Origin of the sequence: Castellaniella sp., from assembly GCF_036379515.1 — a bacterium.
Taxonomy (GTDB): Bacteria; Pseudomonadota; Gammaproteobacteria; order Burkholderiales; family Burkholderiaceae_B; genus Castellaniella.
The window spans coordinates 58,177-73,026 of sequence record NZ_DASVGN010000019.1 but is presented as its reverse complement, the minus strand read 5'-3'; the positions used below and the strand labels follow the sequence as shown (position 1 = coordinate 73,026).

At 61.6% G+C, this 14,850-nt stretch carries 15 protein-coding genes; 5 read left to right on the top strand and 10 right to left on the bottom strand.

Annotated features, from left to right (window positions below):
* Positions 1-37: 37 nt before the first annotated feature.
* The 9 genes from VF285_RS06465 to queA all read right to left on the bottom strand — a co-directional run bounded on the left by VF285_RS06465 (position 38) and on the right by queA (position 9,669).
* Positions 38-931 carry an HlyC/CorC family transporter gene (locus VF285_RS06465; RefSeq protein WP_346951805.1) on the bottom strand — a complete coding sequence of 298 codons (894 nt, stop codon included), beginning with the start codon at positions 929-931 and terminating at the stop codon, positions 38-40.
* Between the two features lie 53 nt (positions 932-984).
* Positions 985-1,470, bottom strand: a complete 486-nt coding sequence (ybeY, locus tag VF285_RS06460; RefSeq protein WP_346951804.1) for an rRNA maturation RNase YbeY — start codon at positions 1,468-1,470, stop codon at positions 985-987.
* Entirely contained in the window at positions 1,460-2,485 is a 1,026-nt protein-coding gene (locus VF285_RS06455) for a PhoH family protein (protein WP_346951803.1), read from the bottom strand. Before VF285_RS06455 ends, ybeY begins: the two co-directional genes overlap by 11 nt.
* Entirely contained in the window at positions 2,482-3,954 is a 1,473-nt protein-coding gene (miaB, locus tag VF285_RS06450; RefSeq protein ID WP_346951802.1) for a tRNA (N6-isopentenyl adenosine(37)-C2)-methylthiotransferase MiaB, read from the bottom strand. The genes VF285_RS06455 and miaB overlap by 4 nt, the downstream gene beginning before the upstream one ends.
* A 182-nt stretch (positions 3,955-4,136) precedes the next feature.
* On the bottom strand, positions 4,137-5,072 hold the full coding sequence (gene secF, locus VF285_RS06445) for a protein translocase subunit SecF (RefSeq protein WP_346951801.1): 936 nt from the start codon (positions 5,070-5,072) through the stop codon (positions 4,137-4,139).
* Between the two features lie 12 nt (positions 5,073-5,084).
* Positions 5,085-6,962 carry a protein translocase subunit SecD gene (gene secD / locus VF285_RS06440; protein WP_346951800.1) on the bottom strand — a complete coding sequence of 626 codons (1,878 nt, stop codon included), beginning with the start codon at positions 6,960-6,962 and terminating at the stop codon, positions 5,085-5,087.
* Between the two features lie 57 nt (positions 6,963-7,019).
* Positions 7,020-7,364, bottom strand: a complete 345-nt coding sequence (gene yajC / locus VF285_RS06435; RefSeq protein ID WP_346951799.1) for a preprotein translocase subunit YajC — start codon at positions 7,362-7,364, stop codon at positions 7,020-7,022.
* Positions 7,365-7,483: 119 nt separating this feature from the next.
* Positions 7,484-8,620, bottom strand: a complete 1,137-nt coding sequence (tgt, locus tag VF285_RS06430; protein WP_346951798.1) for a tRNA guanosine(34) transglycosylase Tgt — start codon at positions 8,618-8,620, stop codon at positions 7,484-7,486.
* Positions 8,617-9,669 (bottom strand): tRNA preQ1(34) S-adenosylmethionine ribosyltransferase-isomerase QueA, encoded by a 1,053-nt coding sequence (gene queA / locus VF285_RS06425; protein WP_346951797.1) that lies wholly within the window; start codon positions 9,667-9,669, stop codon positions 8,617-8,619. Before queA ends, tgt begins: the two co-directional genes overlap by 4 nt.
* Positions 9,670-9,891: 222 nt before the next feature.
* On the opposite strand from queA, the gene dacB reads away from it, so the two are divergent.
* The 5 genes from dacB to VF285_RS06400 all read left to right on the top strand — a co-directional run bounded on the left by dacB (position 9,892) and on the right by VF285_RS06400 (position 13,253).
* On the top strand, positions 9,892-11,292 hold the full coding sequence (gene dacB / locus VF285_RS06420; RefSeq protein ID WP_346951796.1) for a D-alanyl-D-alanine carboxypeptidase/D-alanyl-D-alanine endopeptidase: 1,401 nt from the start codon (positions 9,892-9,894) through the stop codon (positions 11,290-11,292).
* An 88-nt stretch (positions 11,293-11,380) separates the two neighbouring features.
* On the top strand, positions 11,381-12,019 hold the full coding sequence (gene upp / locus VF285_RS06415; RefSeq protein WP_346951795.1) for a uracil phosphoribosyltransferase: 639 nt from the start codon (positions 11,381-11,383) through the stop codon (positions 12,017-12,019).
* 95 nt (positions 12,020-12,114) lie between these two features.
* Positions 12,115-12,438 carry a DUF883 family protein gene (locus VF285_RS06410; protein WP_346951794.1) on the top strand — a complete coding sequence of 108 codons (324 nt, stop codon included), beginning with the start codon at positions 12,115-12,117 and terminating at the stop codon, positions 12,436-12,438.
* A 6-nt stretch (positions 12,439-12,444) separates the two neighbouring features.
* The gene (locus VF285_RS06405) at positions 12,445-12,897 is read left to right on the top strand and encodes a phage holin family protein (protein WP_346951793.1); all 453 of its coding nucleotides are present in this window, start codon (positions 12,445-12,447) and stop codon (positions 12,895-12,897) included.
* Positions 12,894-13,253, top strand: a complete 360-nt coding sequence (locus tag VF285_RS06400) for a hypothetical protein (RefSeq protein WP_346951792.1) — start codon at positions 12,894-12,896, stop codon at positions 13,251-13,253. Before VF285_RS06405 ends, VF285_RS06400 begins: the two co-directional genes overlap by 4 nt.
* Positions 13,254-13,263: 10 nt before the next feature.
* On the opposite strand, the gene ubiD is transcribed toward VF285_RS06400, so the two are convergent.
* Entirely contained in the window at positions 13,264-14,808 is a 1,545-nt protein-coding gene (gene ubiD / locus VF285_RS06395; RefSeq protein WP_346951791.1) for a 4-hydroxy-3-polyprenylbenzoate decarboxylase, read from the bottom strand.
* Between the last annotated feature and the right edge of the window lie 42 nt (positions 14,809-14,850).

Genomic DNA, 14,850 nt, shown 5'->3' with positions numbered 1-14,850 from the left:
CAGAATCAGAATGCGGCGCCGCCACAGGGCGCGCGATTCAGGCTGCATCGCCGTGAGTCGCGTCAGGCGCAGTCAAAGGCTCCAGGCGCTGGACGTGCAGCCAGCGGGCGCGCTTGCCGTCGGCGCCCACGACCGTGAATGCCAGTCCCTGGCTTTCGAAACGCTCGCCACGTCGGGGAATGTGACCGATTTCGGCCGCCAGCCACCCATTGAGGGTGTCGCAGTCTTGATCCGGCAGGTGCACGCCGAAGTTCTCGTTGAAGTCGTCGATTTCGGTAGTCCCCATGGCCCGCCAGCTGTTTTCTCCGGTGCGGAAGATGGTTTTCTCGTCGGCGGCGTCGTATTCGTCCTCGATGTCGCCCACGATTTGTTCGAGCACGTCTTCCATGGTGACCAGGCCGCTGATGCCGCCGTGCTCATCGATCACGATGGCCAAATGGTTGCGGTTCATGCGAAATTCGTGCAGCAGCTCGTTCAGGCGCTTGGATTCGGGAATGAAAACAGGAGGCCGGATCAGTGCACGGATGTTCAGCGCATGATCCGAGAGCGCCAGCAGCAGATCCTTGGCCAGCAGCATCCCCACGATGTTGTCGCGGTCGCCTTCGTAGACGGGGAAACGCGAGTGCCCGGTCTCGGTGATCTCGGGCATCAGCTCGGTGAGCGGGCGCGAGATGTCGAGCATGTCCATCTGCGAGCGGGACACCATGATGTCGGCCACGGTTTTGTCGGCGACGGTCAGTGCGCCGGAAATCATGGCGTAGGATTCGCCATCCAGCACCGAGTGGTCGTGGGCGGCCTCGAGGACGGCGCGGATTTCTGCGCGATCGGTGGGTGCGTTGGGACGCAGGAGGGATTTCAGGCGGGAAAGAAAGGATCGGGTCGCGACCGGTGTAGGTCGGGGCTCAGGATCGTTGGCGTGTGGGTCTGGCATTGTCCGAGGGACGAGTGTCTGGTTTCTTTAGCATAACCGAAAACCTGTGGCGTTCAGGGTGCTGCGCCGGCTCGGTAGGGGTCAGGGATGTGTTGCGCGGCCAGGATCTTGGTTTCCAGCGCTTCCATGCGCTCCGCTTCGGCGGGATCGATATGGTCCCACCCCAGCGCATGGAGTACGCCGTGGGTGACGAGGTGGGCTGCGTGGTGGAGCAGAGGCTTGTGCTGCTCGGCCGCCTCGCGTTCGAGAACAGCAAGGCACAGCACGATATCGCCAGTGATCAGGCCGTCCGGGTTTTCACCGTATTCGAAGGTGAGCACGTTGGTGGCATAGTCGCGCTGTCGGTAGGTGGCGTTCAGCGTACGCCCTTCTTTGGTGTCGACGATGCGCAGGCCAAGTGCCACGGGGTGGCCGGCGCGTGGCTCAGGTGCCGCCAGCGCGAATTCGAGTGCCCGGCCCACCCAGCGGCGCAAGCGCCAGCGCGGCAGCGAGGGTGCTGCGACCGCATATTGGATGGATAAGGAAAAATCAGGATACATGGTCCCCGGCCTGCTCATAAGCGTCCACGATGCGCGCTACCAGCGGGTGACGCACGACGTCTCGGCTGGTGAAGCGCGTGTGAGCAATGCCCGGTACGCCGTCGAGTACGTCCAGTGCGTGCAGCAGACCGCTCTGATGACCCTTGGGCAGATCGACCTGTGAGGGGTCGCCATTGATGACGGCCTTGCTGCCGAAGCCGATTCTGGTCAGGAACATCTTCATCTGTTCGGGCGTCGTATTCTGCGCCTCGTCCAGGATGATGAAGGCGTGGTTGAGTGTACGGCCGCGCATGTAGGCCAGCGGTGCGATTTCGATTGTCTGTTTTTCGAACAGACGCTGCGTGCGCTCGAAGCCGAACAGGTCGTAGAGCGCATCATAGAGCGGGCGTAGGTAAGGATCCACCTTTTGGACGAGATCACCCGGCAAAAAGCCCAGGCGTTCACCCGCCTCGACGGCCGGGCGCGTGAGCACCAGGCGGGAGACGGTTTCGCGCTCCAGCGCGTCGATGGCACACGCGACCGCGAGCCAGGTCTTGCCCGTGCCGGCAGGCCCTACGCCAAAGGTGACGTCATGCTTGAGGATCGCATTGAGATAGTCCCGTTGGCGGGGCGTCCGCGGACGCAGGTCCGACTTGTTCGTGTGCAGGTTCAGGCTGGCATCGTCTACCGGCGGGAGCTCCGGCAACGTCACAGGAGTTTTGAGGGGCTCAAGGTGACGATTGTGAATGCCCAGTTCGACCAGGCCCAACTGCAGTGCTTCCAAGGAAAGCGGCGTTTTAGCGGTGCGTTCGTGAAACCAGCGCAGTGCTTCGGCCGTTTTATGTGCCTGAGCGCCTCGGATCGTAATGCGGGCACCTCTGCGGCTGAGGGTGGTGCCGTGTGCCTGTGCGATCTGTCGCAGGTTTTCGTCCAGAGGACCACACAGGTTGGAGAGTTGGGTGTTGGTACCTGCCAATTGAATGGTCAGGGGGCGTGCTGACGCCGCGCGTGGCTTCTTGGCAGGCGTGCTGCTCATGCTGTCGCCTGAACAGAGGCGCGCGTCAGGACGTCGCCGCGCAAGGTGTTCGTGAGCGCCGCCGTGATGCGCACGTCCACCATCTGGCCGATGAGGCGAGGGTCGCCGGCAAAGTTCACGATGCGATTGTTTTCGGTCCGACCTTTCATATCGTGTGGATCTTTCTTGGAGGGGCCCTCGACCAGCAGATGCTGCACGCTGCCCACCATGGAATGGCTGATGGCACTGGCCTGCTCGTTGATGAGCGCTTGCAGGCGGTGCAGGCGGTCGAGTTTGACCTCTTGTGGCGTGTAGTCGACCAGTAGCGCGGCCGGGGTGCCCGGGCGCGGTGAATAGACGAAGGAGAACGATTGGTCGAATCCTACCTCGCGGACCAGGTCCATCGTTTTCTGGAAATCGACTTCGGTTTCGACCGGAAATCCGACGATGAAGTCTGACGAGAAGGTCATGTCCGGACGCACGGCGCGCAGCCTGCGGATGATGGCCTTGTACTCCAGCACGGTATAGCCGCGCTTCATGGCACCCAGCACACGATCGCTACCTGCCTGCACGGGCAGGTGCAGGAAGGGCACCAGCTTGGGAAGATTGCCATGCGCCTCGATGAGGCGAGTGGTCATTTCTTTGGGGTGGGACGTGGTGTAGCGGATGCGCTCGATCCCTGGAATTTCGTGTACGTATTCCAGCAACATGGCAAAGTCGGCGATTTCACCCGAATCCCCTGTAGGGCCGCGATAGGCGTTCACGTTCTGCCCCAGCAGCGTGACTTCGCGCACACCTTGGTCGGCCAGGTCGGCGACTTCAGTCAGCACGTCGTCGAAGGGGCGTGAGACTTCCGGTCCCCGCGTGTAGGGCACGACACAGAAGCTGCAATATTTGCTGCAGCCTTCCATGATGGAGACGAACGCCGTAGGCCCATTGATGTGCGCGGGGGGCAGTGCATCGAATTTTTCGATGGCAGGAAACGAGACGTCCACCTGCGACTGGCCCGTCTGACGGCGCCGGTCGATGAGTTCCGGGAGGCGATGCAGGGTTTGAGGCCCGAATACGACGTCCACATACGGTGCCCGGCTGACGATGGCCTCGCCTTCCTGGCTGGCGACGCAGCCGCCTACGCCGATGATGAGGTCTGGGTTCTGGTCTTTCAGGTGGTGCACTCGTCCGAGGTCGGAGAAGACTTTTTCCTGGGCTTTTTCACGCACCGAGCAGGTGTTGAACAGGATGATGTCGGCGTCCTCGGGCGTTTGGGTGAGTTCCACCCCCTTGGTAGAACGCAGGATGTCCGCCATTTTTTCGGAGTCGTACTCGTTCATCTGACAGCCGAAGGTGCGGATGAAGAGTTTTTTGTGCTCGCCGGGTTCTGAGGGCTGCAAGGCTTTGGCAATGGCAGCGATCTCGGATTCGGGGGTGACGGGGGCGGCCACAGGGGCGTGATGGATGACGCCGGGGCGGCGCACGGAGGTTTCTTGCATGAGAAGTCGCCAGAGCGGGTTTATATCCCGGGGGCTGTGGGTGCGTGAAAGGTGTTGATTGTACAGCTTGTTTTATCCCCCTCCCCCACTGTCTCAGGCGAAATGCACCCACTGAGCCGCTTGCAAGCGGCTCCGGTTCGCCAGCCATGCAAGAGCCCGCAGGGGCTCCTGTATGCGCGGGTTCACCCCAGCTCCACTTCCGGCCCGTCCTTTTTGATGTGCTTGACCAGGTCTTCCCGCTTGATCCCCATCCACATCGACAACGCAGCCGCCACGAACACCGAAGAGTAAATCCCGAACCAGATCCCGATCGTGAGCGCGAGCGAGAAGTTGTGCAGGGTCGGGCCGCCGAAGAAGAACATCGACATCACCATCATCTGCGTCGAACCGTGCGTGATCACCGTCCGCGAAATGTTTTGCGTGATGGCGGCATCGATGATGTCGCGTACCGGTGCCTTGCGCTGCTTGCGGAAGTTTTCACGAATCCGGTCCATTACCACCACGGACTCATTGACTGAGTATCCCAGCACCGCCAGCACCCCGGCCAGCACCGATAGCGAGAATTCCCACTGGAAGAACGCGAAGAACCCCAGGATGATCACCACGTCGTGCAAGTTTGCAATGGCGCACGACGCCGCGAGCTTCCATTCGAACCGGACCGCCAGATACAGCAAGATTCCGATCACGCAGAACGCGAGAGCCTTCAGTGCGTTGTGCAGCAGCTCCTGTCCCACTTGCGGGCCCACGAACTCTACCCGGCGCAACTGCACTTGCGGGTGTGCCTTCTGCAACTCCTTGAGAACCGTCTGGCTTTGCGCGGCGGTATCTTCACCTGCCCGCACCGGCAGGCGGATCATCACGTCCTTCGAAGTACCGAAGTTCTGTACCTGAAAATCTTTATAGCCCAGGGCGTCGACCGCCTTACGGATGTCGTCTACCGGGGCTGTCTGCTCGTAGTGCATCTCCATCACCGTGCCGCCGGTGAATTCGATCGACAGATGGAAGCCACGCGTGGTGATGAAGAATATCGCCAGCAGGAATGTGATCAGGCTGATGATGTTCAGCACCAGCGCCGGGCGCATGAACGGAATGGTGCGATGAATACGGAAAAATTCCATGATGCGTCCTGATCAGTGCTGCTTTTTGGGAGGAGTCCAGACCGTGCCGATCGAGATCGCCTTGAGCTTGCGGCGGCGCCCGTAATACAGGTTCGCCAGGGCTCGCACACCCACGACCGAGGTGAACATCGAGGTCAGCAAGCCAATCACGTGCACGACGGCAAAGCCTCGGACCGGGCCCGTGCCGAACGCGAGCAATGCGACGCCGACGATCAGGCTGGTGAGGTTCGAGTCAAAAATCGTCGTCCACGCGCGCTCGAACCCCAGGTGAATCGCCTGTTGAGGCGAATAGCCTTCTCTGAGCTCCTCTCGGATACGCTCGTTGATGAGCACGTTGGCGTCAATTGCCATGCCCAGCGTAAGTGCCATGGCAGCGATCCCAGGCAGTGTCAACGTGGCCTGCAGCATGGACAGAATGGCCACCACCAGCAGCACGTTGAAGGACAGGCCCAGCGTGGAAAATACGCCGAACAGGTGGTAGTAGAGAATGATGAAGATCGCGATGGCGGTGAAACCGTACAGCGTGGAGTCGAAGCCTTGCGTGATGTTCGCCGCGCCCAGGCTCGGGCCTATGGTGCGTTCTTCGATGACGTGCATGGGCGCGGCCAGGGCGCCTGCTCGCAGCAGCAATGAAACGTCAGCAGCCTCTTGGGCCGTCATGCTGCCCGAGATCTGCACGTGTCCGCCCGGGATTTCTGAGCGGATCACCGGTGCCGTCACGACTTGACCCTTGCCGTTTTCGATCAGCACGATGGCCATGCGCTTGCCGATGTTGTCGCGCGTGACGTCGCGGAAAATGCGCGCGCCCTTTGAATCCAGTGTCAGATTGACTGTGGGTTCTTGCGTTTGTTGGTCGCGGCCAGGTTGGGCGTCCTGCAAGTTTTCGCCCGTCAGGATGACCTGACGGCGCAGCAGTATGGGTTGCCCGTTGGTGTCTTTGTACAGCTCCAGTCCAAAAGGCACCTTGTTTTGGGCCAAGGCTGCCATGGCGGCTGGCGAGTCGTCCACCATGTGGATTTCCAGCGTGGCGGTGCGGCCCAGAATTTCTTTTGCCTTGGCGATGTCCTGCACCCCCGGGAGTTCGACCACGATGCGGTCACCCCCCTGTTGCTGGATCACGGGTTCAGCCACGCCCAGCTCGTTGATCCGGTTGTGCAGCGTCTGGAGGTTCTGTTTCAGGGCGTTGTTCTGCACCTGGGTGATGGAGGAGGGGCTGAGCTTGCCGTCCAGCAACCACTGATCGCCCACCTGGTTGGTGGTGAAGACCAGATCCGGGATGGCGCGACGCAGCGCGTCGACAGCGGCGTTGCGTTCGTCTTCGGTGGCGAACGTGGCACGAATCGACAACTGATTGCGTTCTACGTCCTGGAATTTGATGCGGGCGTCGCGCAGCGCACTGCGTGCCTCACCGGCCATGGAGTCGTAGCGGCCGCTCAACGCACCTTTCATGTCGACTTGCAGCAGGAAGTGCACGCCGCCTCGCAGGTCCAGACCCAGGTACATGGGGTTTGCGCCCAGTGCCGTCAGCCAGTTGGGCGACGAGGACATGAGGTTCAGCGCCACCGTGTAGTCGGGGTTCTTGGGATCGGAATTCAGGGCTTTTTCGAGCGCGTCTTTGGCCTTGAGCTGCGTATCGGTCGAACCGAAACGAAACCGCAGCGTGCCCACGGCGCCGTTGATTTCGAGCGAGCTGGCCGTGGAAGAGACATCGTCTTGTTTGAGGATTTGCTCGGCACGCACGAGCGTTTCTTGGTCGACCTTGACAGAGGCCTTGGCACCCGCGATCTGAACGGCGGGAGATTCACCGTAGAGATTGGGTAGCGCGTACAGCGCGCCAATCACCACGGCAGCCAAGACGATGAGGTATTTCCAGAGGGGATAGCGGTTCATGGTCGACCAGAGGCGTGCGAGGAAAAGCAGGGCATGCGCAGCGTGCCCTGGCGGGGGTCAGAGCGACTTGATGGTGCCCTTGGGCAGCACGGACGTGACAGCACTGCGCTGAACGATGGTCTCGACGGGCTTTTCGCCTGACAGGCCGATTTCGAGCGTGATGTAGCTGTCGCTGACTTTGCTGATCTTGCCCAGCATGCCGCCCGATAAAATGACTTCGTCGCCTTTGGACAGCAGCTCGACCATTTTCTTGTGGTCCTTCTGGCGCTTCATTTGCGGCCGAATCATCAAGAAATACAGGATGACGAACATCAGGATGATGGGCAGCATGCTCATCAGGGCATTGGGTTCGCCACCGGCCGCCTGGGCCGGCATCAGGGTCAGGGTGTCAACAAGGGACATGTAGGCTCCTGAAATAAATTCAGTAGTGGGTTGAGGTAAGGTTAACTCTTGATTGTAGCGAGATATTGGCTATCTTGGGCAGAGCCCCTGTGCCATCCTCTGGCGCAATGGATTCACACTCAGGAGATCCCCCGCGCACGGTTCTCGTAGAATTCCGTTCGCCAGGCGGCAAAACGGTCTTGTTCGATGGCGGCCCGCATTTCGGTCATCAGATTCAGGTAGAAGTGCAGGTTGTGCAGCGTGTTCAGGCGTGCGCCAGTGATTTCGCCGGCCCGTTGCAGATGGTGCAGATAGGCGCGTGAAAAGTGCTGGCACGTGTGGCAGCCGCAAGCAGTGTCCAGCGGCCGCGTGTCGTTGCGATAGCGGGCGTTGCGGATCTTGATGTCGCCCGTGCGCGTGAAAAGCCAGCCATTGCGGGCATTGCGCGTCGGCATGACGCAGTCGAACATGTCCACCCCCATGCGTACGCCCTCGACCAGGTCTTCGGGCGTGCCTACCCCCATCAGGTAGCGGGGCGCGTGGTCCGGCATGCGCGGCGTCACGTGCGCCAGCATGCGCATCATGTCTTCTTTGGGTTCCCCCACCGACAGGCCGCCGATCGCATAGCCCTCGAACCCGATGTCAGTGAGGCCCGCCAGAGATTCGTCGCGCAGGTCTTCGTACATGCCGCCCTGGATGATGCCGAAGAGTGCGTTGGGGTTGTCCAGGTCGTGGAAGGCCGCGCGTGAGCGTTTTGCCCAGCGTAGCGACATGCGCATTGATTGGGCTGCCTCTTCGTGAGTGGCGGCTCTGCCGTTGATCTGGTAGGGCGTGCACTCGTCCAGCACCATCGCAATGTCGGAATTCAAGCTGCGTTGGATGCGCATGGACTCCTCGGGCGACAGAAACAGACGCGAGCCATCGATAGGGGAGGCAAATTTGACGCCTTCTTCGGTGATCTTGCGCATGCCGTTCAGGCTGAAGACCTGAAAGCCCCCCGAGTCGGTCAGGATGGGGCGGTTCCACTGCATGAAGCCGTGCAGGCCATCGTGTGCATCGAGCACTTCGGTGCCTGGGCGCAGCCAGAGGTGGAAGGTGTTTCCCAGGACGATCTGTGCACCGATGGATTCCAGTTCGTGCGGCAGCATCGCTTTGACGCTGCCATACGTGCCCACGGGCATGAAGATAGGCGTCTGGATGGTGCCGTGATTCAGGGTCAGGCAGCCGCGTCGCGCAGCGCCATCGGTGTGCAGCAGTTCGAATTGCAGTCCGGTCATGAGGCTGTAGAGTGTTGAGCGGCTTCGATGAACATGGCGTCGCCGTAACTGAAGAAGCGGTAGCGCGACTCTACTGCGTGTGCATAGGCGCGTCGGATGGGTTCCATTCCCGCCAGTGCGGAGACCAGCATGAGCAGCGTGGATTGTGGCAGGTGGAAGTTCGTAATCAGGGCATCCACGTTCTTGAATCGATAGCCGGGGGTGATGAAGAGCCGTGTATCGCCTTCGGTAGTGTGCACGCCATCGCCTTCGCTCGCGGCTGCTTCCAGCGAACGCACGCTCGTCGTGCCCACGGCCACCACCCGGCCGCCTCGGGCCCGCGTTTCACGGATCTGAGTGAGCACCTCTTCGGGCACGACATAGCGTTCGGAGTGCATGACGTGCTCGCTGATCTTGCTGACCCGCACGGGCTGGAAGGTTCCCGCACCCACGTGCAGTGTTACAAAGGTTTCGCGGATGCCCAGTGTCTTGAGCCGATCCAGCATGGCCTGGTCAAAGTGCAGCCCTGCTGTCGGCGCAGCGACGGCGCCTGGCTTTTCGGCGTAGACCGTCTGGTATCGTGATTCGTCTTCCGGCGAGGGCGCGTGCGTGATGTAGGGGGGAAGAGGCACATCGCCGTAGCGGTCCAGCAACTGCAACAGTGGCGCGGGAAACCGAAGCTCGAAGAGTTCATCTTGGCGCCCTAGAACTTCGACGCGAATCGCGTCGTCGGTCAGCAACAGCCAGGTTCCCTCCCGTGGCGACTTGCTCGAGCGCAGGTGCACCAGGGCTCGGGTGGGGTCAAGGATGCGTTCCACCAGGACTTCTACCTGCCCGCCGCTTTCTTTGTGACCACGCAGGCGTGCCTTGATGACGCGCGTGTTGTTGAACACCAGCAGGTCGCCTTCACGCAGCAGACTGGGCAGGTCGGTGAAGTGCAGGTCGCGCAGTGCACCCTGTGCGTTCAGGTGCAGCAGGCGGCTTGCGTCGCGGCGCTCCGCCGGGTGTTGAGCAATGAGTTCGGGTGGCAGTTCGTAATCGAACTGTGAGATGTCGAGGGATTCAGTCACGGGAAATTTCAGTGGCCGACAGGCTGTCGGCAGCGATTGAGAGGCAATATTTTAACGCCGGCCTGCAGCAGGGGCCTCCGATCATGCCTTGCTTTGGATTATGCTGGTGTTTTTTTGTCGGGCGGCAGTATGGAAGGCGTGGCATTCAGAGGTAGCTCAAAAGTCGGATTCACGAACGGGCGAGGATGGGCAAGCGCTCTGCACGCGCGACAGTGGGTGTGCATGGGGCTGGCCGCCGTTCTGGGTGCCATATCCGTGGCCGCATCGGCTCAGGCCATGCCTCCCGAACTGCAGAAGGCCTGGAATGCGACGAAGCTGCCCGAATCAGCTCTGTCGCTCGAAATCCGCGAGGCGGGCGGCCCGGTCATCACCCGCGTCAATGTCGACACGCCGCGCAATCCGGCATCGGTCATGAAGACGGTGACTACCTGGTCGGCCCTCTCTGCGCTGGGACCGGATTTCTCCTGGCGCACCCGTCTGATGAGCAATGCGGGTGCACAGGTGGATGCACAAGGTACCTTGCAGGGGCCTCTGTATGTGGTTGGGGGTGGAGACCCCTGGTTCACGCAGGAAGATCTCTGGGGTCTGCTGCGTCAGTTGCGGTTGCGGGGCGTCAAGAATCTGTCCGAAGTGGTGGTTGATCGCAGCCGCTTCGGCAACGTGACCATAGACCCGGGCGAATTCGATGATTCCCCGACCAGCCCTTATAACGCCAGCCCCGACGCCATGATGGTGAGTTGGGGGGCGAGCCGTATCCTGTTCTATCCGGATACACAGACGCGCCAGTGGATTCCCATCATCGATCCCCCCACGCGCAACATTCACGTCGACGGCAAGGTCGAGTGGCTGGATGGGCGTTGCACCGGTTCGCCTTCGGTGATGGCAAACATTCAGACACAGGATCACCAGACGACCGTCCACGTGGGCGGCAAGGTGGCGGGGGCCTGTGGCGAGTTCAGCTATTACCGGCTGATTGGGTCGCAGGCCGATCACTTCGATGGCCTGTTCCGCCTGCTCTGGCAGGAACTGGGCGGGACCATCGCGCACGGCGTGACTTCCGGCAAGGCCCCCTCGAACGCCAAGATGTGGGTCTGGCATGATTCGCCGCCGCTCACCGACGTCATTCGTGCGACCAACAAGGTCAGCAACAATGTCATGGCCCGCATGATCTTCCTCACACTGGGGGCAGAGCTCAAGGGACCGGGGGCCACGCTCGCGAGCAGTGGCCAGGCAGTGCTGGATGTCATGAAGAATCAGGACGTGAACACGGCCGGATGGGTGCTGGTCAATGGTTCCGGGCTGTCGCGCCAGGGGCGACTGACCGTCCGGGGGCTCGGGCAAATGTACAACCACATCTGGATGTCGCCTCTCATGCCCGAGTTCCTGGCGTCACTCTCCATCGCGGGAGTGGATGGTACGACGCGCAAGCGCCTTCGGGCTGGCGATACGCGCGGGCAGGCGCACCTGAAGACCGGCACGCTGCGCAATTCGCGTGGGCTGGTGGGCTTCGTGCACAGCAAGAGCGGCAAGCGCTACATTCTCGTGAGCCTCGTCAATGATCCGGCCGCCGGAGCCGTGCGAGGCTTTGACGACGAGATCGTACGCTGGCTGGCGGCCAAGTAGCAGCGTAGGTCAACCGGCTGCGCGCACGCTTGTGCGGCCGGTTGGCGCGTTACACTGATGGGCCCTCATTTGCAGATCGCCCATCCTTATGCCTATTCACGAAATTCGCCACCCGCTCATTCGCCACAAACTGGGCCTGATGCGCCGTGCGGACCTCAGCACCAAGAATTTTCGGGAAATGGCCCAGGAAGTCGGCGCCCTGCTGACCTACGAAGCAACCAAGGATCTGCCGCTTGAGCCGGCGCGCATTACCGGTTGGGCTGGTGAGCTCGAGGTCGAGAAGCTGGCGGGCAAGAAGATCACTGTCGTCCCTATCTTGCGTGCCGGCATTGGCATGCTCGACGGGGTGCTCAGTTTGATTCCGGGCGCCAAGGTCAGCGTGGTGGGCATTTCTCGCAACGAAGAGACGCTGCAGGCTCAACCCTACGTCGAAAAGCTCGTGGGTCAGCTTGATCAGCGTTTGGCCCTGATTGTGGACCCCATGCTGGCGACGGGCGGTTCCATGGTGGCGGCGATTGACCTGCTCAAACAGGCAGGCAGCCACAATGTGCGGGCGCTGGTGCTGGTTGCGGCCCCTGAGGGCATCGCCCGGGTCGAGCGGGCTCACCCGGACGTCCATATCTACACTGCGGCCATCGACGATCACCTGAACGAAAACGGCTACATTATTCCCGGGCTCGGCGATGCGGGCGACCGTATTTTCGGGACGCGCCAGAAGGCCGACTGAAAGCCATTTGTCGGGTGGCATGTTCATCTTTGGATACATCCGGACTGATGTCATCGGTTAGCATGGGGTTCATGATTCATCGCTAGGAGACCCTTATGGCTACTCGCAAGCCCATTGCCACTCAGTCCGCCGGAGACGCTCTGGTCGAGGACTTGAAGAAAACCCTGGATCAGGCCGAGAAGTTTCTGCGGGAGGCGACCGAAGCGACCGGTGACAAGGCTTCCGACCTTCGGGCACGCGCTTTGCAGGCCCTGGATGATGGACGCGAAGCACTGGCGCAGACCCAGGCTGGTCTCTTGGAGCAGGGGCGCCAGGTGGCCCACGATACTGACGAATACGTGCAGGCAAATCCCTGGAAAGCGGTTGGGATCGCCGGAGTTGCCGGCTTGCTTTTGGGCGCCTTGCTGTCACGGCGTTGACGCATCATGGGCACATTGGGGCGTTCGCTGGCGCAGTGCGCCACCCAGATGAGCACGCTGATTGCCACGCGCCTGGAACTTCTGGGCCTGGAAGCGCTCGAGGCGCGTGATCGCGCCCTGTGTCGCCTGGGCGTATTGCTGCTGGCAGCCATATTCCTGCTGCTGGCCTTGCTGGTGGCATCGCTGGCGGTGGCAGTGGCTTTCTGGCCAACAGACTATCGCATTGTGTCGCTGGGCGTGTTGGCACTGGTCTATGCCGTACTGGGCCTTGGTCTGTTCGTGTGGTTGCAACGTCGCCTGCGTCAGGACCCGCCGCCTTTTGCGGCAACGGCTGACGTCTTGCGGGCCGATGCCCGGAGTTGGTCTGATCTGCTGGCAGCCCTCGGAGAAAAAGCGACGCCTGCGCCGGACTCGGATGCGTCGGTCACGGGGAACGGTGCGGCGGGAGACAAGCCATGAGTTCAACGCGCGCGGTACCGCCACGGCTGTCACGTGACCGTCAGCTGCAGATTGAATTGCTGCGCATGCGGGCAGGCTACGAGCGCCTGCAGTTCAGACAAAGCGCCTGCAGTCTTGCTGACGCCTTGCGGCCTGGTGCCTGGGTTGCGCGGGCGCGCGACCACCTCGAGTCTACAGGCTTGGGATGGCTGGGGCTCGGGCTGCGCGCCTCGCGGCGCTTTCCCATGTTGCTGTCACTGGCCTCTGCGTTGTGGCCGGGTGGCGGACGCAGGCAGGTGCTGTTGAAATGCGCGTTTGTGGTGGGCCTGTTCTGGCTGGTGCGACATCCAGCACGTGAAGACGATGCTGCCGATTGAGCCCCAAAGCCTATAGCCCCAGCTGTTCCCACATGGCGTCGACCCGCTGCTTGACGGCGGGGTCCATCTCGATGGGGCGCCCCCATTCGCGCTGGGTTTCGCCCGGCCACTTGTGGGTGGCATCCAGCCCCATCTTGCCACCCAGGCCAGAGACCGGTGATGCAAAGTCCAGGTAATCGATGGGGGTGTTTTCGACCAGGGTCGTATCGCGGACTGGGTCCATGCGTGTGGTCATGGCCCAGACCACTTCGGACCATTGCCGTACGTCGATATCCTCGTCCACGACGATGATGAACTTGGTGTACATGAACTGTCGCAATACGCTCCAGAGGCCGAACATAATGCGTTTGGCATGACCGGGGTATTGCTTGCGCATCGATACGATGGCCAAGCGGTAGCTGCAGCCTTCCGGCGGCAGGTAAAAGTCCACGATTTCGGAAAACTGGCGGCGCAGGAGCGGCACAAATACTTCGTTGAGTGCGACGCCCAGAATGGCGGGCTCGTCCGGCGGCTTTCCAGTATAGGTACTGTGATAGATCGGCGTGCGTCGGTGCGTGATGCGTTCTACCGTGAATACCGGGAACCAATCCTGTTCGTTGTAATACCCCGTGTGGTCGCCGTAAGGGCCTTCCAATGCCATTTCATAGCCGGTTTCGGGCGGCGGTGCAACGCCCTCGGGTACTTCGGCGGGATGTGCGGCAGGAGCGGTCGAGGGCAGAATGTGTCCTTCGAGGATGATCTCGGCCTGGGCGGGCACCAGCAGGTCGCTGCCCAAGGCCTTTGTGAGTTCGGTACGCGAACCGCGCAGCAAGCCCGCGAACTGGTATTCGGACAGACTGTCGGGAATGGGGGTGACGGCGGCCAGCGTCGTGGCCGGGTCTGCGCCAAGTGCCACGGCAATCGGGAACGGTTCACCAGGGTGGGCCAGCGCGTAATCGCGGAAATCAAGTGCGCCGCCTCGGTGTGACAGCCAGCGCATGATGAGCTTGTTGCGGCCTATCATCTGTTGGCGGTAGATCCCCAGGTTCTGCCGCCGCGCACGCGGTCCGCGCGTCGTGACCAGCCCCCAGGTCAGGAGCGGCGCCACGTCGCCCGGCCAGCAGCCTTGCAGCGGCAGGGTTGAAAGGTCCACGTCGGCCGCCTCGATGACCACCTCCTGGCAGGAAGCCGTGCGCACCGTTCGAGGGTTCATGTCCCAGAGCGCTGCCTTCAGCATGGAGACCTTGGAGAAGGCGTCTCGCATCCCATGGGGGGGCGTGGGCTCTCGCAATGAGGCCAGCAGCTCGCCCGTTTCGCGCAATGCCGAGACATCGTCGGCACCCATGCCCCAGGCAACGCGCTTGGGGGTGCCAAACAGGTTGGTCAATACGGGAATTGGGCTTGTGCCGCCGACGTGCAGCGGGTGTTCGAATAGCAGGGCAGGCCCTTGGGCCTTCAGCACGCGGTCGCTGATTTCGGTCATTTCGAGCGCGGTGGCGACAGGATGCGCGATGCGCTTGAGTTCGCCATGCTCTTCGAGCTGGTGGATGAAGTCTCGGAGGTCGCGATATTTCACAGAAGGCAGTCGCTCAGGTTACAGTGGCGTCGTGCGAAAGAT